Origin of the sequence: Waltera intestinalis (genome assembly GCF_009695995.1) — a bacterium.
GTDB lineage: Bacteria > Bacillota > Clostridia > Lachnospirales > Lachnospiraceae > Acetatifactor > Acetatifactor intestinalis.
Window position 1 is genome coordinate 1 of record NZ_VUMU01000005.1, and the last position, 18,361, is coordinate 18,361.

At 46.7% G+C, this 18,361-nt stretch carries 16 protein-coding genes and 1 pseudogene; 14 read left to right on the forward strand and 3 right to left on the reverse strand.

Annotation, left to right across the window (positions count from 1 at the left end):
- The first annotated feature begins 228 nt into the window (after positions 1-228).
- Genes FYJ59_RS05580 through FYJ59_RS05590 form a run of 3 tightly spaced genes read left to right on the forward strand, consistent with a single transcriptional unit; the run spans position 229 to position 1,876 of the window.
- Entirely contained in the window at positions 229-564 is a 336-nt protein-coding gene (locus FYJ59_RS05580; RefSeq protein WP_154495849.1) for a hypothetical protein, read from the forward strand.
- A gap of 18 nt (positions 565-582) precedes the next feature.
- Complete coding sequence (locus tag FYJ59_RS05585; RefSeq protein ID WP_154495851.1) at positions 583-861, forward strand: phage holin family protein; 279 nt, start codon at positions 583-585, stop codon at positions 859-861.
- Between the two features lies 1 nt (position 862).
- Positions 863-1,876: a GH25 family lysozyme gene (locus tag FYJ59_RS05590; RefSeq protein ID WP_154495853.1), complete on the forward strand. Its 1,014-nt coding sequence runs from the start codon at positions 863-865 to the stop codon at positions 1,874-1,876.
- A gap of 100 nt (positions 1,877-1,976) precedes the next feature.
- On the opposite strand, the pseudogene FYJ59_RS05595 reads toward FYJ59_RS05590, so the two are convergent.
- The 3 genes and pseudogenes from FYJ59_RS05595 to FYJ59_RS05605 all read right to left on the reverse strand — a co-directional run.
- A pseudogene (locus tag FYJ59_RS05595) lies at positions 1,977-2,171 on the reverse strand (manganese catalase family protein); the annotation flags it as partial.
- Positions 2,171-2,425, reverse strand: a complete 255-nt coding sequence (locus FYJ59_RS05600; RefSeq protein WP_235897932.1) for a spore coat protein CotJB — start codon at positions 2,423-2,425, stop codon at positions 2,171-2,173. The gene FYJ59_RS05600 and the pseudogene FYJ59_RS05595, both read right to left, overlap by 1 nt.
- A complete protein-coding gene (locus FYJ59_RS05605; protein ID WP_154495860.1) occupies positions 2,422-2,592 on the reverse strand; it encodes a spore coat associated protein CotJA in 171 nt (56 codons plus the stop codon). Before FYJ59_RS05605 ends, FYJ59_RS05600 begins: the two co-directional genes overlap by 4 nt.
- 143 nt (positions 2,593-2,735) lie before the next feature.
- Here FYJ59_RS05605 and FYJ59_RS05610 point away from each other — a divergent pair, with 143 nt between their 5' ends.
- From FYJ59_RS05610 to FYJ59_RS05660, 11 genes are all read left to right on the forward strand, one after another.
- Positions 2,736-3,398: a response regulator transcription factor gene (locus FYJ59_RS05610; protein WP_154495862.1), complete on the forward strand. Its 663-nt coding sequence runs from the start codon at positions 2,736-2,738 to the stop codon at positions 3,396-3,398.
- A complete protein-coding gene (locus FYJ59_RS05615; protein ID WP_154495864.1) occupies positions 3,382-4,860 on the forward strand; it encodes a sensor histidine kinase in 1,479 nt (492 codons plus the stop codon). The genes FYJ59_RS05610 and FYJ59_RS05615 overlap by 17 nt, the downstream gene beginning before the upstream one ends.
- A complete protein-coding gene (locus FYJ59_RS05620) occupies positions 4,857-5,798 on the forward strand; it encodes a hypothetical protein (protein ID WP_154495866.1) in 942 nt (313 codons plus the stop codon). The genes FYJ59_RS05615 and FYJ59_RS05620 overlap by 4 nt, the downstream gene beginning before the upstream one ends.
- A gap of 114 nt (positions 5,799-5,912) precedes the next feature.
- On the forward strand, positions 5,913-7,286 hold the full coding sequence (locus FYJ59_RS05625) for an alanine/glycine:cation symporter family protein (protein WP_154495867.1): 1,374 nt from the start codon (positions 5,913-5,915) through the stop codon (positions 7,284-7,286).
- Positions 7,287-7,436: 150 nt separating this feature from the next.
- On the forward strand, positions 7,437-8,669 hold the full coding sequence (pepT, locus tag FYJ59_RS05630; RefSeq protein WP_154495868.1) for a peptidase T: 1,233 nt from the start codon (positions 7,437-7,439) through the stop codon (positions 8,667-8,669).
- Positions 8,670-8,704: 35 nt separating this feature from the next.
- The gene (gene miaB, locus FYJ59_RS05635) at positions 8,705-10,114 is read left to right on the forward strand and encodes a tRNA (N6-isopentenyl adenosine(37)-C2)-methylthiotransferase MiaB (protein WP_154495869.1); all 1,410 of its coding nucleotides are present in this window, start codon (positions 8,705-8,707) and stop codon (positions 10,112-10,114) included.
- 42 nt (positions 10,115-10,156) lie between these two features.
- Positions 10,157-11,209: a GGDEF domain-containing protein gene (locus FYJ59_RS05640; protein WP_154495870.1), complete on the forward strand. Its 1,053-nt coding sequence runs from the start codon at positions 10,157-10,159 to the stop codon at positions 11,207-11,209.
- 129 nt (positions 11,210-11,338) lie between these two features.
- Complete coding sequence (locus FYJ59_RS05645) at positions 11,339-12,988, forward strand: SulP family inorganic anion transporter (protein ID WP_154495871.1); 1,650 nt, start codon at positions 11,339-11,341, stop codon at positions 12,986-12,988.
- Positions 12,989-13,122: 134 nt separating this feature from the next.
- Positions 13,123-15,780, forward strand: a complete 2,658-nt coding sequence (gene mutS, locus FYJ59_RS05650) for a DNA mismatch repair protein MutS (RefSeq protein WP_154495872.1) — start codon at positions 13,123-13,125, stop codon at positions 15,778-15,780.
- A gap of 27 nt (positions 15,781-15,807) precedes the next feature.
- A complete protein-coding gene (gene mutL / locus FYJ59_RS05655; protein WP_154495873.1) occupies positions 15,808-17,880 on the forward strand; it encodes a DNA mismatch repair endonuclease MutL in 2,073 nt (690 codons plus the stop codon).
- Positions 17,880-18,356: an LURP-one-related/scramblase family protein gene (locus tag FYJ59_RS05660; protein ID WP_022154430.1), complete on the forward strand. Its 477-nt coding sequence runs from the start codon at positions 17,880-17,882 to the stop codon at positions 18,354-18,356. The genes mutL and FYJ59_RS05660 overlap by 1 nt, the downstream gene beginning before the upstream one ends.
- Positions 18,357-18,361 lie beyond the last annotated feature (5 nt).

Below are 18,361 nucleotides of genomic sequence, written 5' to 3' on the forward strand. Positions count from 1 at the left end.
TAACTTATTCCATACGGAGAATACTGTTTTGCACAACCCAATACACTTGTGATACCCGCATCGGCATAAGCTTTTCCGGTAATAGAGTTACTAAATCTTAAATCTGTCATTTTTAAATTGCCATTTAATAGAGTAACAGAATATGTAAAAAAAGAATCTGAGAGGTTAGAAATAACCTCTCTTTTTAATTTACACTTATCGTAGAAAGCTCCGGAGGTGGTGAGGATAATGGATGAACTTGATATCGAACACAGACTTACAGAAGTAGAGCAGAGGGCAAAATCAAATACACATAGATTGGAAGAACTTGCACCTGTTGTTAAGGAGATACATATCATGTCGAATACGATGATTAAGCTGGTTGAAGAAGTGAAGCACACGAATGAGACGGTATCTAACCTTGATAAGAAGGTCGAAAAGATGGACAGTCGTGTGGACGAGATGGAGAATGCTCCGGGGAAAGAGTGGAGCGATGCAAAACGAACACTATTTAATACTGCAGTAGGAGCAATCATTACATTCCTGATTACCGGACTGATCTTCGCAGCGGTCCAGGCATTTTAAGAAAGAGAGGATAACATTATGGATTTATCATTTTTATTGCAACTCGTAGACCCTATTATTTTGGGCATCTGTCTGTTGACTGGTTATGTGCTGAAGGAAGCATTTGACAAATTTCCGAACAAGTTTATTCCGTTGGCATCATTGAGCATGGGAACCATCATAGCAATAATTATCCACTTGCAGGCCGGTATCAATGCAGAGGTTGTACTTGGCGGTATGATCTCCGGACTGGCGGCCACTGGTATGTACGAGCTGCTGAGGAATCTGCTGGACTTTGACGGAAAGAAGGAGGAGTAACATGAAACAAGCATTGTATAAAGGACCTGACATTTCCAAACATAACGGGAATGTAAACATTAAAAGAGTGAGAGATGCTGGCTACAAGCGTATCGGTATCCGCGCCGGTTACGGTAAGAATAATGTAGACGAAAAATTTGTGAGCAATGCGCTGGCATGCTTTAATTTGGGAGTGGCAGCTGTCATTTACTGGTTTTCGTATGCCTTATCTGTGATTATGGCAAAAAATGAAGCGGACTATTGCTGTGATCAGGTGGAAAAGTACTGGCAAAAATGTCCGGTTGCATATGATCTCGAATATGATACCGTAAGATATGCCAGAACGAAGGGTGTGAACATCACAAAAGATTTGGCAACGAATATGGCCATTGCGTTCTTGACGAGAGTAAAGGAAAGAGGACATGTCCCAGTCATTTACACTAATAGGGATTATCTCAAAAATTATTTTAACATGGATAAGATAGTTGCAGCGCTGGGAAAGGTATATGTTTGGTATGCAAGATACGGCACCAGCCTGACAGATGCAGAGCTGAACCTTGCAGACATTTGGCAGTACACTTCTTCTGGATCTGTTCCCGGAATCAGCGGAAAGTGCGACATAAACATTTTTTATACTGACTTTGAAATGGTATCTTCTGTTCCGGCGCAGAGGGAAGAGACCTGTAATATCAATATTCAGAACTTCCAGAAGGCGGCCAACGCAGACGGATACAGGGATGCATACGGTCGTAAGCTTACAGAGGATGGTAAGGACGGAAAGAACACCCAGTATGTCCGCAAGCAGATCTGCTTGCAGGCAAAGCGTTTAGGGCTTACATATAAGGTGGGATCTACCGGTGAGGTAGCCAGATGGTGGCAGACACGTTGTAACGAGATCCTTGGAAGTAATCAGGACACCGATGGCAGGTATGGCAAGACTGCTAGAGCGGAGACAATCAAGCTGCAGAAAAAGCTTAATCTCACATCCGATGGTAAGGCGGGATATAACAGCCTGCAGGCGGCATTCTATAATTGACATAATAGTAAGTTACATGGTAAATTGAAGGGCGGAGAACAGGTGCGAATGTTCTCCGCTTTTTGTTTTGAAATATCCACATACAGCATCACTAAACTGATTCTTCGGTCCCTATATCAGTAAGCAGTCCGGCTACTTCCTTATAAGGCATGGAATACCGTTGTGACAGGTAACGCATGCTGGCCCCCATTTCACCGTCCGGTCCGCCGTACTGGGAGATGATGACCTGCGCCAGCTTCGCGTTGGGCTCTTTTATATTTATCGGAAATTGCAGTCTTTTTTCATAGTTCCACATCAGTTACAGCCTCCTTCCCAGGGGAGAGGGGCACTGCCCCAGCGCCAGTCCCTGTTACTTTCGGCGAGATCCTTGCGCAGTGGGTAATGATCTCTGGCGAATTCCCGCTCCATCTGTGTTTTGATCCGTGCGTAGTGATTGAAGTATTCCATGGCTTTTTGATCCGAAGGGTGGGTGTCCAGATACAGCATCAGATCTGTCAGGACGAAATCAGCGATGCCGATATCATGCAGCTTTTTTTCTTCGCTGTTCATTTGATACATCTCCTTCCTGTAAAGGGTTTGTCAAGTTCGGGGAAAATGGTACCGGCTTTGTAGCCTTTTTCCAGATTTTCATACATTTGCGTAAAATGCTGCCAGGGGACATAAGCCATGGCAAGAGGATATTTTTCAAAAGGTTCCTCGAAAGAATAATCTTTCATAGCAATCCGCTTTCCTTTCCGTAAAAACATTTATTATATGGTATGAACAGAGAAGAAAAGAGTGCATAGCTTTGGATGATACAAAATGGATACAATCAGGAGTTAAAGTAATATAAGAATTTATAGAATGAGGGGCAGAAGAAATGTTCAGGATATTAATTGCGGAAGATGAAGAGCCGATCGCTAATCTGATCCGGATGAATCTGACCAAGGCAGGGTATCTGTGTACCTGGGCGCCGGATGGAAAAAGCGCGGCAGATCTTATGGAACGGGAGAAGTATGACCTGGCATTGTTAGATATCATGCTGCCGGGGATCAACGGCTATGAGCTGATGGATTATGCGAAAGCCTGTGAGCTGCCGGTGATCTTCCTGACGGCGCTGGGATCTACAGAACATAAGGTGAAAGGACTCCGAATGGGGGCGGATGATTATCTGCCCAAGCCGTTTGAGATCGTAGAACTGCTTGCCAGAGTGGAGGCGGTGCTGCGTAGATATCATAAGACGGAGACGGTCATCCGGGCGTGTAATGCCACCATTGACACGGCATCCCACAGAGTGACTCTGGACGGGGAGGAAATCTATCTGACACCGAAGGAATTCGATCTGCTGTTATTATTTGCCAGAAATAAAAACAGGGCGTTGTATCGGGAAACCATATACGAGACTGTATGGGGTGGTGAATATATGGGACAGAGCCGTACCGTGGATCTGCATGTGCAGCGGCTGAAGAAAAAGTTACATTGGGAAAATATTATAATAGCGGTATATAAAGTGGGGTATCGTTTGAATGAAGTTCACGTATAAATTATTTTTTTCCATCACAGCACTTCTTACGGTAGCCTTCATGCTGTTTGGAAGCTTTATGCTGTTTTTCTATTTTAACCGTATGTTAGAACGGGAGACGGAGCAGGGAAAACGTGAGAACCTGCTCTTTCAGACCATTTATGATATGGTGTATCAGAACATGGAAAAATACGGAGCAGAATTCGCGGGGATACAGGCGGGAAATTCCGCAACAGAACGGATGACGGATCAGAACGGTACGGAATGTATGATCCTTGAAACGGATGGCACGATCACTCTGGAGGGCAGCCTGAAACTGCCACAGGATGAGATCAGGAGGCTTGCGGAAGAAATGATCCGCACCATGGATCCCGGTGCAGATCAGGTCTACGGTGTCCGCAAGGTAGGAACGCGTTATTATCTGCTCAGCATTATCACAGATCAGGCGACGGATTCGGCAGATATGGTATATCTTGGGATCCTGAAGGACCTGAGCGGCATTTATGAAGAGCGGAGCAATATGATGCGGCAATATGGTATTGCTCTGGCAGGTCTGCTGGTGATCGGTGGTCTGGCAGCATTTTTACTGTCCAGATATCTGACCCGGCCCATAGAGCAGTTAAACCGCACGGCGGGGAGGATTGCCGAGGGAAATCTGGAGAAGAGGGCTGCCTATCAGGGTGCAGATGAGATCGGAGAACTGTCCCGGAGCTTTAACCGGATGACGGACAGACTGGTACGCCAGATGGAGGAAAAAGAGCTGGAAGCAAAACAGAAGGAGGATTTTACGGCGGCATTTGCTCATGAACTCAAGACACCTTTAACTTCCATCATTGGATATGCGGATATGCTGAACTCCTATGAACTGACAGAGCAGGAGCGGGGCGAAGCCACCTATTATATTTTCAGTCAGGGAAAACGTCTGGAAAGTCTGTCTCACAAATTGCTGGAGCTGGTGGGAATGGACAGACAGGAATTGGAATTCAAGAAGATTCAGACGAAAGAACTGGAGGAAAATATCCGGGATACGATGCGGATCCCCTTTGAACGCAAAGGGATCCGGGGAAAGATCAATCTGGAAAGAGGGGTGATTTTAGGCGACAGGGATCTGCTTTTGTCACTGTTATATAATCTGCTGGATAATGCTGTAAAGGCTGTGGAAGAAGGCGGATTTATCCTGATGAAGGGAAGTAAGCTCACACAGGGCTATGAGATCAAGGTTGTAGACAACGGCAGGGGTATCCCGCAGGAAGAGATCGCGAGGATCACGGAGGCTTTTTATATGGTGGATAAGTCCAGATCCCGCAAGGAAGGCGGAGCCGGCATCGGAATGGCTCTCTGTCAGAAGATCATCACCCTGCATCAGGGGGAACTGAAGATTGACAGTAAGCTTGGAGAAGGCACGGTAATGCGCTTATATTTTCCCGGGGGAATGCAGGTGGTAAAAAATAAAAGCAACAGGGGAGCAAAAGGCGGAATATGAAAAAACAGGAGAATAAGAACCGGCGCAATTTCCTACTATGTATGGGTGGACTGCTCGTGCTGATCGTATTTGCATTCGCAGGACCGGAAGGGTTGCTACAATTGCAGGATAAGAGCAGGCTGACCAGGTCAGTCAGCATATCAAATACAGGAACGGATTATACCGTCTGGAAGGAAGAGTATGAGACAGACACCATGCACAGACTTCAAAATCTGGCAGACGGTATCGCTGCGGGAAAACAGTACTATATCTCTGAACAAGATTATGAAGCTGCAACAGATGGTGAAATATATGGTCTGATAGATGAATATATTTTAAATACGGAATGGAATTACACTTTTCAGGATATGGGAGTGATCCCGGTGGATTATTTTTTCAAAAATATGGATACAGATAACATTTCCATCAAACGATATATTTTGTATGATGAAAAGCTGTCGGATGGAGTCGCGATCATGGCCTATGACATCTGTATGCGCATGAAGGAAGAGGAGGTTACGGGAGTCAGTATAGAGTGTGTCGTGGATTCTGAGACCGGAACACTCTATGCCATGAAGGTTGTGCTGGAAGATGAGACAGAACCTGTCACCTGGGATGATATCGGTGCAGATGCCCCTTATTATTTTGATTATATGCAGTCCTATCTGCATGATTATAATTCCGGGACCTATATTGAAATCGAAGGAGAGATGCCTTATGATACCAATGCACAGATCATGTGGGATAAAGAAGCTGAAATAGAAGCGAAGTCCCGGACGACCATGGAAAACGATAACGACGAGTATATGTGTGATCTGGAATACGGAGAGCATAAGTTGCATCTGACCGCAACACTGCTCAATGCTTCCGAAGGACAACTGGAGAAAGGCATCGGATATTTGTTCGGGATTCGTGAGATCGCAGAAAAGATCCCGGGTTTTCTGCCGGATATCCAGTAAATGCATTCCGGAAATACAGGAATCCGGCAAAGCAGCCGGACAGTGATATCAATGTATAAAATAGAAAAATAAAGAATATAGTTTAGAAAAATAAGTCAGGGAGTCAGACTTTTTATGATCACAGAGGTAACAGGCTTTTTACAGAAGACAGACCGGATCGTATGGGGACCCTGGCTTATTTTTTTATTATTAAGCTGTGGCTGCTATCTGATGATAAGTCTGTTCTTTCTTCCTCTGAGAAATCTGTTGGCGGCACTTGGGCTGGTGTTCCATCCTAAGAGCCGGAAAGGCACAGATGGGGAAGGGGTTTCTTCTTTTTCAGCACTGACTACGGAACTGGCGGCAACGATAGGCACGGGAAATATCGTAGGCGTGGCTACTGCCATGGTGCTGGGAGGACCGGGAGCATTGTTCTGGATGCTTTTGTCCGGGATCATCGGGCTGTCGACCAAACTGGTGGAAAGTACGCTGTGTGTCAGATATCGTGTAAGAGATCACAAAGGAAAACCGGTGGGTGGTCCCATGTATGTTCTTCAAAATGCATTTCCGTATAGACGTATGGGGCGGATCCTTGCGGTACTGTTTGCAATATTCGCAGTACTAGCCTCCTTTGGCATGGGGAATATGACACAGGGGAATTCTATTGCGGAGGCACTGGCAGTGACTTTTGGAGTCGACCGGACAGTGACAGGACTGGTGATTGGTATATTTACAATTCTGGTGATCCTTGGAGGAATCGATAAAATAGCAAGGGTCACGGAATATCTGGTGCCCTGTATGGCAGTATTTTATTTGTTCGGAACAGGCATGGTGATCTTTACGCATTTCCATAATCTACCGGCAGGAATTCTGCAGATTTTATGCGGTGCTTTCTGCCCGGAAGCTATGGCAGGAGGGAGCATTGGATTCTTATGTTCCGGCAGGCAGGCTATGCGCTATGGTGTCTCCCGTGGAGTATTTTCCAACGAAGCGGGACTCGGAGCAGCCGGAATTAGTGCGGCTTGTGCAGATACACCGGATGCGGTGCGGCAAGGCTATATCAGCATGACGGGAGTTTTTATCGATACCATTGTGATCTGTTCCCTGACAGGGCTTGCCATAGCATCCAGCGGTATGCTGGGACAGAGGGATGCGCAGGGGGAGCTTTTGAACGGAACAGCGCTTATGATAGCTGTATTTTCCGCCACATTTGGCAGGCCGGGGGAATGGATGCTTGCACTATCTATCGCATTGTTTGCGTTTGCTACAATTATTGCCTGGGAATATCAGGGAGAGAAAGCCTTTGAATATCTGGCTGGAAATAGTCGCCGGACAGGGTGGTATCGTCTGTGCTATGGAATGTTTGCCTTTTTTGGGGCGGTCTGTTCGCTGGAAGCGGTATGGGATTTCTCGGATATCTGTAACGGTCTGATGGCGGTGCCGAATCTACTGGCGGTAGTGATGCTGTCGCAGGGAATCTGCCGGGAAATAAGAACCTATAAGCTCTGAACGATCACGCCGAAATTACCTTTTAAATAAAATTAAATATTGAAGCGATGCGGGCACCATGATATGATGAATAAAGTATGGCTATTCGAATTTGAGAGAAGAACATGCCCGGATAAGTTGTATTTGTGTTGAAACGTTAGGAGTGAGATTATGACTAAGACGATAGAGAATTTTTTGCGATATGTGAAGATCGATACCCAGTCCAGTGAAGAGAGCACCACGACCCCCAGCACCATGAAGCAGCATGACCTGGCAGGTCTGCTTGTCAGTGAGCTGGAAGCTATGGGCGCCACAGAGATCACTTATGATAAGGAGCACTGCTATGTCTATGCTACCGTTCCTGCATCCGCAGGCTACGAGAATGCACCGGTACTTGGATTTATCGCCCATATGGATACATCGCCTGCGGTGACGGATACCAATGTGAAGCCCCGGATCGTAGAGCATTATGACGGAAAAGATATCGTACTGAATGCAGCAGAGAACATCGTTATGAAGACAGTGGATTTCCCGGAGCTGTTAAATTATGTGGGAAAAGATTTGATCGTGACAGACGGAACGACGCTGCTTGGCGCAGATGACAAAGCAGGTGTTGCTGAGATCATGACCATGGCAGAAGACTTGTTAAATCATCCTGAGAAAAAGCACGGCAAGATCCGCATTGGTTTCACCCCGGATGAGGAAGTCGGTGCCGGAGCGGATCATTTTGATGTGAAACTGTTTGGTGCAGATTATGCGTATACCGTAGACGGTGGTGCACTGGGCGAACTGGAATATGAGAATTTTAATGCCGCCGGGGCAAAGCTTCATGTATATGGCAGAAGTGTGCATCCCGGTTCTGCCAAAGGCAAAATGAAAAATGCCATTCTGATCGCGCAGGAGTTCCAGAAGCTGCTGCCGGTAGAGCAGAATCCAATGTATACCGAAGGCTATGAGGGCTTCTTCCATCTGGATGCTATATGCGGCAATGTGGAGGAAGTTACTGCGGACTATATTATCCGTGATCATAACAGACAGCTGTTTGAACAGAAAAAAGAGCTGTTTTTGTCCTGTGCGGATTTCCTGAACCGGAAGTATGGGGAAGGCACCGCTATAGTGGATATGAAAGATTCTTACTATAACATGCGGGAGATCATGGAGCAGCATATGCACCTGATCGACAACGCGAAAGCTGCCATGGAAGAGCTGGGAATCGAGCCCAAAGTATCTCCCATCCGCGGCGGTACCGACGGCGCCAGACTGTCCTTCATGGGACTGCCCTGCCCGAACCTGTGCACCGGCGGAGAAAATTATCACGGCAGATATGAGTATGCCTGTGTACAGTCCATGGAAAAAACGACCGGACTATTGATCGCCATTGCAACAAAATACGCAGACAGATAATAGATACAGATATTTAGAAAGGCAATATTTTTTATATGACAAATGTAACACAAATGAACGAAACCGACAGACAGTATTATTTTATGGAGAAAGCCTCCGGTCATGTGGCAAAGCTTGGAGAAGAACTGGGCAGAAAGCCTACCTGCTGTGTGACTACTTTCGGATGTCAGATGAATGCCAGGGATTCGGAAAAACTGGTGGGAATCCTGGAAAAAGTCGGCTATGAGATCATTGAAGATGAGAATGCGGACTTTGTGATCTATAATACCTGTACGGTGAGAGATAACGCCAACCAGCGTGTCTATGGAAGACTGGGAGTATTAAACGGCTATAAAAGGAAAAATCCGCATATGAAGATCGCACTGTGCGGCTGTATGATGCAGGAACCCACCGTGATCGAGAAGATTAAAAACAGTTACCGCTTCGTGGATCTGATCTTCGGAACTCATAATATTTTCAAATTCGCAGAGCTGTTATGCTCCCTGTTTGAAAATGAGGGAATGGTCATTGATATCTGGAAGGATACGGACAAGATCGTGGAAGATCTGCCGGTGGAGAGAAAGTATTCTTTCAAATCAGGTATCAATATTATGTTCGGCTGCAATAATTTCTGCAGCTATTGTATTGTCCCCTATGTCCGCGGCAGAGAGCGAAGCCGTAATCCGAAGGATATCATCCGGGAGATCGAGGGTCTGGTGGCAGACGGCGTTGTAGAGATCATGCTGCTGGGACAGAATGTAAATTCTTACGGTAAAAATCTGGAAGAGCCCATTACCTTTGCACAGCTTTTGCAGGATGTAGAAAGAATCGAAGGATTGGAGAGGATCCGTTTCATGACCTCCCACCCCAAAGATCTGTCGGATGAGCTGATCGAGGTGATGAAGCATTCCAAGAAGATCTGCAGACATCTCCATCTTCCTTTGCAATCCGGTTCCACGAAGATATTAACAGCAATGAACCGCCGTTATACCAAGGAACAGTATCTGGAGCTGGCGGAGAAGATCCGTAAGGAGATTCCGGATATGGCAATCACTACGGATATTATTGTAGGATTCCCTGGAGAGACGAAGGAAGACGTAGACGAGACCATCGATGTGATCCGTCGCGTAAAATACGACAATGCTTTTACCTTTATTTATTCCAAACGAACCGGAACACCGGCGGCAGCCATGGAACAGGTGCCGGAGGAACTGGTAAAGGAGCAGTTTGACCGGGTGCTTAAGACCGTGCAGGAGACAGCCAGAGAACAGGTATCCAGGTATCAGGGACAGATCTGCGATGTGCTGGTAGAAGAGATCAATGAAAATGACAGTTCCTTAGTGACCGGAAGAATGTCAAATAATACGCTGGTACATTTTCCGGGAGATGCATCGCTGGTGGGGAAGCTTGTGAATGTTTCACTGGATGAATGTCATGGATTTTATTATATGGGCCATATGGTTTAGCCATGAATATGACAGATGAATAAATTGTAAAAGGGAATAGAAATGGAAGAACAAGAGAAGAAAAAGAGAATAGAACTGGAACAGGACATGTCCTGGAAAATGTATCAGATACTGACGATAACGGCGTGCACTGCAAATCTGATCGGAACAATCTGCAATTTCTGTATTCACGGTACGAAACTGCCGACCATAATCTGCGGGATATGTCTTCTGATGATCGTGACCATCGGCATTATCGGATGGACTACGAAAAAGGTGCAAATACCGGCGGTCTTGATCATATTACTACTTGTATGGATTGAATTTCCTTATTTGTATTATTGCTACGGGGATGCCTCTATCGTATATCTTGTCCTGGGGGTCGTTGGACTGGCGATATTTTTCCCGAGAAATGTGGTGATCGTTTCTTTTACGGTCACACTGCTGGAATATCTGGTGATCATGATGAGCAGCTTTGAACGGCCTTCCGTATGGAGAAATATGGATGAAGCGGGTAAAATAGGAACTACGCTTGGGTCCTTTGTTATTGTGGGAGTGTCTGTATTTGCCATGATATTTGAATTGCTCAGAAGTTATGAGGAACAACGAAAGCAATTGCTGAGTCTGAGTGAGGATCTGAACTTTGCAGCGAACCATGATCCTCTGACTAGGCTGTATAATCGGCGCTATCTTGTAAATCAGGTGAATGAATGGATATGCAAGCCGGAGAAGAGCTTCTGGATCGTATTGATGGATGTAGATGATTTCAAGGCAGTCAATGATACCTATGGGCATGGATACGGTGATGATGTACTGCGGGAAGCCGGCAGACTGATGCTGGAAGAAATGATGGGAAAAGGAATCGCAGCCCGGTTCGGCGGCGAGGAGTTTATGCTGGTGTTTGAACAGGATGATCGGGAACAAGTGTTACATTCATTCCGGAATATCCAGGAAGGCTTAAGGAGATATTCCCAGAATACCAGACAGATGGATATTACCATCAGCGGTGGAATGGAACGTTATGAGGCTGATAAACAGCTGGATCTATTGTTTACTTCTGTGGACCGGAAATTATATACTGCCAAAAATAACGGTAAAAACCGTATTGTAGAATAGGTTTAAAATAATAAAAAAGTCTTGCAAAGCCTAAAAAATAGAGCTATGATAAGACCCGTGTGATTTTATAAAAATTTTATAATTTCACACGGGTCTTTTTACAGAGGAGATTATATTGAGGAGAATGTTATGGAAAAATTGAAACCGAAGCTTTTCTCAGTGATGAAAAGCTACACGAAAGAACAGTTTGTAAAAGATGTGGTCGCAGGTATCATTGTGGCGATCATTGCTCTGCCCTTATCCATTGCACTGGCACTGGCTTCCGGAGTAACACCGGAAAAGGGTATCTATACAGCAATCACCGCAGGCTTTGTGATCTCTTTCTTAGGGGGCAGTCGCGTACAGATCGCAGGTCCTACTGCGGCATTTGCCACCATTGTTGCAGGAATTGTAGCGAAGAACGGCATGGACGGTCTGATCATCGCGACATTGTTAGCGGGTGTGATCCTGATCCTGATGGGATTTTTACGACTTGGCAATCTGATCAAGTTTATCCCCTATACGATCACCACCGGTTTTACTTCCGGTATTGCTGTGACGATCTTTATCGGACAGATCAAGGACTTCCTGGGACTGACCATTGTCAGCGAAGAGCCGCTGATCGAGACCATGGATAAACTGAAAGCAGTATTTCAGTTCATCTCCACCACAAATGTGCAGGCACTGCTTGTAGGTGTGATCAGTCTCCTGATCCTGATTCTGTGGCAGTATCTGCCGGGCTTTTGCAAGAAGATTCCCCCTTCTCTGATCGCAGTACTGGTGGGAAGTGCCATGGTTGCACTACTTAACATGAATGTAAATACGATCGGAGATCTGTATGAGATTTCCAATAAGCTTCCGTCAATTTCTCTGCCCGCCTTCAGCCTGAAGATGGTACAGAACGTCCTGCCGGATGCTTTTACCATCGCGATTCTGGCTGCCATTGAGTCATTGCTTTCCTGTGTGGTAGCGGACAGTATGGTGAACAGCAGACATCGTTCCAATATGGAACTGATCGCCCAGGGCGCCGGCAACATTACTTCCGCATTGTTCGGTGGGATCCCCGCCACCGGAGCCATTGCGAGAACTGCTGCCAATGTGAAAAACGGCGGACGTACCCCCATTGCCGGTATGGTGCATTCCGTGACACTTTTGTTGATTCTGGTAGTACTGATGCCTTATGCGGCACTGATCCCCATGCCCACCATTGCAGCCATTCTGTTCATGGTGGCTTACAATATGTGCGACTGGCGTAAATTCATAGGTCTGTGCAAGACTGCACCCAAGAGTGACATTATCGTTCTGGTGACTACATTTGTTCTGACTGTCGTATTTGATCTGGTAGTAGCGATAGAGGTAGGTATTTTACTGGCAGCCATTCTGTTCATGAAGCGTATGAGCGATGTGACGGAAGTGGAAGGCTGGAAATATGTGGATGATGAGGATGATGCGGACAGCCTGTCCTTAAGAGTCGTACCTCACAATACCATGGTCTATGAAGTGAGTGGCCCCTTATTCTTCGGCGCAGCGGACAAGATCCTGAAGATCACATTAGATGAGAAAATGAACTGCCTGGTACTGCGTATGCGCAGCGTAAGCGCCATCGACGCCACAGCCATGCACAATCTGGAGCAGTTATATGCGGACTGTAAAAAGAAAAACATCCAGATCATTCTGTCTCATGTAGGGGAACAACCCATGCATGTCATGGAGAAGAGCGGCTTCTTAGATAAGGTGGGCAGAGAAAATGTCTGTGCCCATATTGATGATGCACTGGAACGCGCAGCAAAGCTGCAGTAAGTGTGAAAAACTATCATTTTTCATAGTGGTTCTTTAATTTACAACCTCAATATTTTGTGCTAAGATAGATGCGGATACGCAAGCTTTTGCGTGTCCGCTTTGTCGTGGATCCTTTTACAGAACAGGAGAAGATCATGGCTGAATTGACACCAATGATGCAAAAATATATGGAGACCAAGGAGCAGTATAAGGACTGCATCCTTTTTTATCGTCTTGGAGACTTCTATGAAATGTTTTTCGACGATGCGCTGGTGGCTTCCAAGGAACTGGAGATCACACTGACGGGAAAAAGCTGTGGCCTGGAGGAACGTGCGCCCATGTGCGGTATCCCTTACCATGCCGTAGAAGGCTATCTGTCCAAGCTGGTAAGCCGCGGCTATAAAGTGGCTATCTGCGAACAGGTGGAGGATCCGAAGCTTGCCAAGGGATTGGTGAAGAGGGAAGTGATCCGTGTGGTGACACCCGGTACCAACTTAAACGTACAATCTCTGGAAGCAGGCAAAAATAATTATCTGCTGAGCGTTGCCTATACTCCGGATGGCATCGGTATCTCTGCGGCAGATGTAACTACCGGTGATTATTATGTGACCGAAGTCGAAGATCTGAAAAAATTAAATGATGAACTGATGAAGTACGAACCTTCGGAGATCATCTGTAACGAGGCATTTTTAGTCAGTGGCTTTGATGTGAATGATTTAAAGTCCCGCTTACATATCTCCGTCAATGCGTTGGAATCCCATATGTTTGATGATGACGGCTGCAGACGGATCCTGATGAAACATTTTAAGGTAAATACACTGATCGGACTTGGTGTCGAAGAATTCCCTACGGGACTTTTAGCGGCGGGAGCACTGTTACAGTATCTGTATGATACCCAGAAGACAGATCTGGAGCATTTTACCCATATTTATCCCTATCTTACCAGCAAATATATGCTGCTGGACAGTTCCACCAGAAGAAATCTGGAACTGACGGAGACTCTCAGAGAGAAGCAGAAGAGAGGCTCTCTTCTGTGGGTGTTAGATAAGACGAAGACCGCCATGGGCGCCAGACTTCTGCGCAATTACATCGAACAGCCGTTGATCGAAAAGGATGAGATGGAGAAGCGTCTGGATGCCATTCAGGAGCTGAATCAGGATTCCATCTCCAGGGATGAGATCCGGGAATACTTAAATCCCATCTACGATCTGGAACGACTGCTCAGTAAGGTGACTTATAAGACGGCAAATCCCAGAGATCTGATCGCATTTCGGAATTCCCTGCAGATGCTGCCGCCTATTAAGACAGTGCTGTCTGCCTTTGAAAAAGAAGAACTGACGGAAATCCGGGAGCAGATTGACGGCCTGGAGGATATTTATCAGCTGATCGATGAAGCGATCATTGACGAACCGCCCCTGTCCATCCGGGAAGGCGGGATGATCAAGGATCAGTTTGATGAGACCATAGACAGACTGCGCAGCGCCAAGCATGACGGAAAACAATGGCTTGCCCAGCTGGAGGAAGAGGACAGAGAGCGTACCGGAATCAAGAATCTGAAGATCAAATATAACAAAGTATTCGGCTATTATTTTGAAGTGACCAATTCCTATAAGAATCTGGTGCCGGAGGACTATATCCGCAAGCAGACCCTGGCAAATGCGGAACGATATACCACACCGCGGTTAAAGGAACTGGAAGACACTATTTTAAATGCGGAGGACAAGTTACAGACACTGGAATACGATGTCTTCTGCAAAATACGGGATACCATTGCACAGGAACTGGTCCGCATCCAGAACACCGCAAAAGCGATTGCGAAGCTGGATGTGTATGCGTCTTTGTCGTTGGTTTCAGAACGAAATCATTATGTACGTCCGAAGTTAAATGAAAAGGGTGTTATTGACATCAAGGACGGAAGACACCCTGTGGTGGAACAGATGATCACCAATGATATGTTTATTGCCAATGACACTTATCTGGATAATGGAAGCCACTGTATCAGTGTCATTACCGGCCCTAATATGGCGGGTAAGTCCACTTACATGCGTCAGACGGCACTGATCGTACTGATGGCGCAGATCGGGTGCTTCGTGCCGGCCAGAACCGCTAATATCGGTATTGTAGACCGGATCTTTACCCGCGTGGGAGCTTCGGATGATCTGGCCAGCGGTCAGTCCACTTTTATGGTGGAGATGAATGAAGTGGCGAATATCTTACGAAATGCCACATCCAAGAGCCTTCTGATCTTAGACGAGATCGGAAGAGGTACTTCCACTTTTGACGGATTGAGCATTGCCTGGGCAGTGATCGAACATATCAGCAACCGCAAGCTTTTAGGAGCCAAGACACTGTTCGCTACCCATTACCATGAGCTGACCGAGCTGGAAGGCAAAATGAACAATGTGAACAACTATTGCATTGCTGTGAAAGAATGTGGCGACGATATCGTGTTCTTGCGTAAGATCGTAAAAGGAGGTGCGGACAAGAGCTACGGCATCCAGGTAGCGAAGCTGGCAGGTGTGCCGGACATGGTCATCGACCGTGCCAAGGAGATCGTGGAACAACTGTCGGACAATGATATTACGGAAAAGGTGCAGAGCATTGCTATCGATAATAAAAACGATGGTAAGGCAAAAAAGCAACCCAAATACGATGAGGTGGATCTGGCACAGATGTCTCTGTTCGACACTGTGACGGATGAGGATATTCTGAAGGAACTGATGGAGATCGAGGTGACGACGCTGACCCCATTAGATGCACTGAACACTCTGTACCGGTTACAGAATAAGCTGAAGAACCGCTGGAACGGTTAGATATAAGGGAAAGGCATAGGTAGATATATGGGAATACATGTACTGGACTCCCGGACGATCGACAGGATCGCTGCCGGTGAGGTGGTAGAACGACCTGCCAGCGTGGTGAAGGAGCTGGTGGAAAATGCCATAGATGCCGGTTCCACGGCGATTACGGTAGAGGCAAAAGAAGGCGGTATTGAGTTCATCCGTGTGACGGATAACGGCTGCGGCATTGAACGGGAACAGCTTCCCACGGCGTTTCTGCGTCATGCCACGAGCAAAATCGAAGATGCGGATGACTTGAACCATATTGCAAGCCTTGGCTTCCGCGGTGAGGCTCTGTCCAGTATCGCTGCGGTATCCCGTGTGGAGATCATCACCAAGAGAAAAGAGAACCTCACCGGAACCCGCATGGTATTAGAAGGTGCAAAGGAACAGTCCATTGATGAGATCGGTGCGCCGGACGGTACCACATTCCTCATGAGGAATCTGTTCTTCAACACGCCGGTACGCCGGAAATTTTTAAAACAGCCTGCCACGGAGGGGAGTTATATCACGGATCTGATGGAACATCTGGCACTGTCCAGACCGGATATCTCTTTCAAATTCGTACTGGGGAATCAGACCAGATTCCATACCTCCGGAAACGGTGACCTGCGGGAAGTCATCTACCGGATCTACGGCAGAGAGATCGCCGCGGAGCTGGTACCGATCCAGATGGAAGAAAACGGCATTAAGGTAGAGGGGTATCTGGGAAAACCGGTACTGGTGCGTTCCAACCGCAATTTTGAGATCTATTTTATCAACGGTCGTTTTATCCGCAGCGGTGTGATTGCCAAAGCCATTGAAGAAGGTTATAAGCAGTATTTGATGCAGCATAAATTTCCGTTGTGCGTGCTGCATATTACGATGGATACGGAGACCGTGGATGTGAACGTACATCCCTCCAAAATGGATGTGCGGTTCTCTGACGGCATGGCATTTGCCAGAATGCTGAGCGAGAAGATAGCAATAACCCTGCGGAACCGGGAAATGATCCCGGATGCTTCCTTAGAGGATGAAAAATCCATTCAGAAAAAGGAGCAGGAAGACAGAAAAGCTTCCTGGAAGGAACACACGCCGGAGGTGTTTGAGAAAAAACGAGAAGAAAGCTACCGCGTCATGGAGGCTGCCAAATATGAGGCGGTACCGAAAGACCGGAGGGAATTTATACAGAAGCCGATCTGGCAGGAGACACATGCAGGTATACAGACGAGTCTCCGTAAACCGGAACCGGTAAGTGAGCAGACAGGGGTACAATCTATTGCACCTGCGGCAACACCGGAATCGAAAGAGGACGATTTTTTCGTAGAGGCTGCACCACTGGAGTCAAGGGATGAGACTTCATCAGAGCCTGTTATCTGCCCGGAGACCGCTGAGGTAATCGAACCGAAGGAAGATAGTCCTGCGCTGACACAGCCGGAAGATAAGGAACCTGAGGTGAAGGCTGTTCAGCAGATGAATCTGTTTGAAGAGAAACTGTTATCTGTGCAGAACCGCAGCCGCTACCGTATCATCGGACAGGTCTTCGATACCTACTGGCTGATCCAGTTCGAGGATAAGCTGTTCATCATTGACCAGCATGCCGCCCATGAGAAGGTGAAATACGAGCGCCTGATGAAACAGTTCCACGAAAAGAGCGTGGTTTCCCAGCGCCTGATGCCTCCCATCATTGTCAGCCTGACGGGGCAGGAGGAAAGTATTCTTCATACTTATGAGGATGCTTTTACACAGCTCGGATTCGAGATCGAAGCCTTCGGCGGCAACGAATATGCCCTGCGCAGTGTCCCGGTAGATCTCTATGGATGCAGTGAGAGAGAACTGTTTTTAGCGGTGCTTGATGAACTGTCCCAGGAGACCGGCAACCGCGGCAGCTTCCAGGTCATCGAGGAGAAGATCGCATCCATGTCCTGTAAGGCAGCTGTTAAAGGTAACAACCGATTAAGCCTTCAGGAGGCGGAACAGCTGATCGATGAACTTCTGACACTGGATAACCCCTATAATTGTCCCCACGGCAGACCCACCATCATTACTATGACGGAGACTGACCTGGAGAAGAAATTTAAGAGGATCGTATAATGCGTTTACTGATCAAACAACGAGTGTTTTCCTGGACAGATTCTTATGATGTCTATGATGAGAACGAAAATGCAAAATACTTTGTAAAGGCGGAATTTTTCTCCCTGGGACACCAGTTACACATATATGACAGAAATGATCGTGAACTGGGAGTTATCAGGCAGCGGCTGTTTACCCTGCTTCCGGCATTTGAAATCGAAATCGGCGGGCAGGTGAAAGGCGAGATCCGCAAACAGTTTTCTTTTTTCAAACCCAGATACGAGATTGATTATAACGGCTGGCGCGTGGAAGGAGATTTTCTGGGATGGGATTATGATGTATACAACGGATGCAGCAGTATCATTCATATCTCCAAGGAACTGTTCCATTGGGGAGATACCTATACGATTAACTTTGCTGATCCTAAGGACGAACTGGAAGGGCTGATGTTAGTCATTGCTATCGATGCTGCAAACTGCACCCAGAATAATGGATAATGTGT

Excerpts from the sequence above, each read along its gene's own strand:
- FYJ59_RS05580 (WP_154495849.1), top strand. The coding sequence starts at position 229 with ATGGATGAACTTGATATCGAACACAGACTTACAGAAGTAGAGCAGAGG.
- FYJ59_RS05585 (WP_154495851.1), top strand. The coding sequence starts at position 583 with ATGGATTTATCATTTTTATTGCAACTCGTAGACCCTATTATTTTGGGC.
- FYJ59_RS05590 (WP_154495853.1), top strand. The coding sequence starts at position 863 with ATGAAACAAGCATTGTATAAAGGACCTGACATTTCCAAACATAACGGG.
- FYJ59_RS05600 (WP_235897932.1), bottom strand. The coding sequence starts at position 2,425 with ATGAACAGCGAAGAAAAAAAGCTGCATGATATCGGCATCGCTGATTTC.
- FYJ59_RS05605 (WP_154495860.1), bottom strand. The coding sequence starts at position 2,592 with ATGAAAGATTATTCTTTCGAGGAACCTTTTGAAAAATATCCTCTTGCC.
- FYJ59_RS05610 (WP_154495862.1), top strand. The coding sequence starts at position 2,736 with ATGTTCAGGATATTAATTGCGGAAGATGAAGAGCCGATCGCTAATCTG.
- FYJ59_RS05615 (WP_154495864.1), top strand. The coding sequence starts at position 3,382 with ATGAAGTTCACGTATAAATTATTTTTTTCCATCACAGCACTTCTTACG.
- FYJ59_RS05620 (WP_154495866.1), top strand. The coding sequence starts at position 4,857 with ATGAAAAAACAGGAGAATAAGAACCGGCGCAATTTCCTACTATGTATG.
- FYJ59_RS05625 (WP_154495867.1), top strand. The coding sequence starts at position 5,913 with ATGATCACAGAGGTAACAGGCTTTTTACAGAAGACAGACCGGATCGTA.
- pepT (WP_154495868.1), top strand. The coding sequence starts at position 7,437 with ATGACTAAGACGATAGAGAATTTTTTGCGATATGTGAAGATCGATACC.
- miaB (WP_154495869.1), top strand. The coding sequence starts at position 8,705 with ATGACAAATGTAACACAAATGAACGAAACCGACAGACAGTATTATTTT.
- FYJ59_RS05640 (WP_154495870.1), top strand. The coding sequence starts at position 10,157 with ATGGAAGAACAAGAGAAGAAAAAGAGAATAGAACTGGAACAGGACATG.
- FYJ59_RS05645 (WP_154495871.1), top strand. The coding sequence starts at position 11,339 with ATGGAAAAATTGAAACCGAAGCTTTTCTCAGTGATGAAAAGCTACACG.
- mutS (WP_154495872.1), top strand. The coding sequence starts at position 13,123 with ATGGCTGAATTGACACCAATGATGCAAAAATATATGGAGACCAAGGAG.
- mutL (WP_154495873.1), top strand. The coding sequence starts at position 15,808 with ATGGGAATACATGTACTGGACTCCCGGACGATCGACAGGATCGCTGCC.
- FYJ59_RS05660 (WP_022154430.1), top strand. The coding sequence starts at position 17,880 with ATGCGTTTACTGATCAAACAACGAGTGTTTTCCTGGACAGATTCTTAT.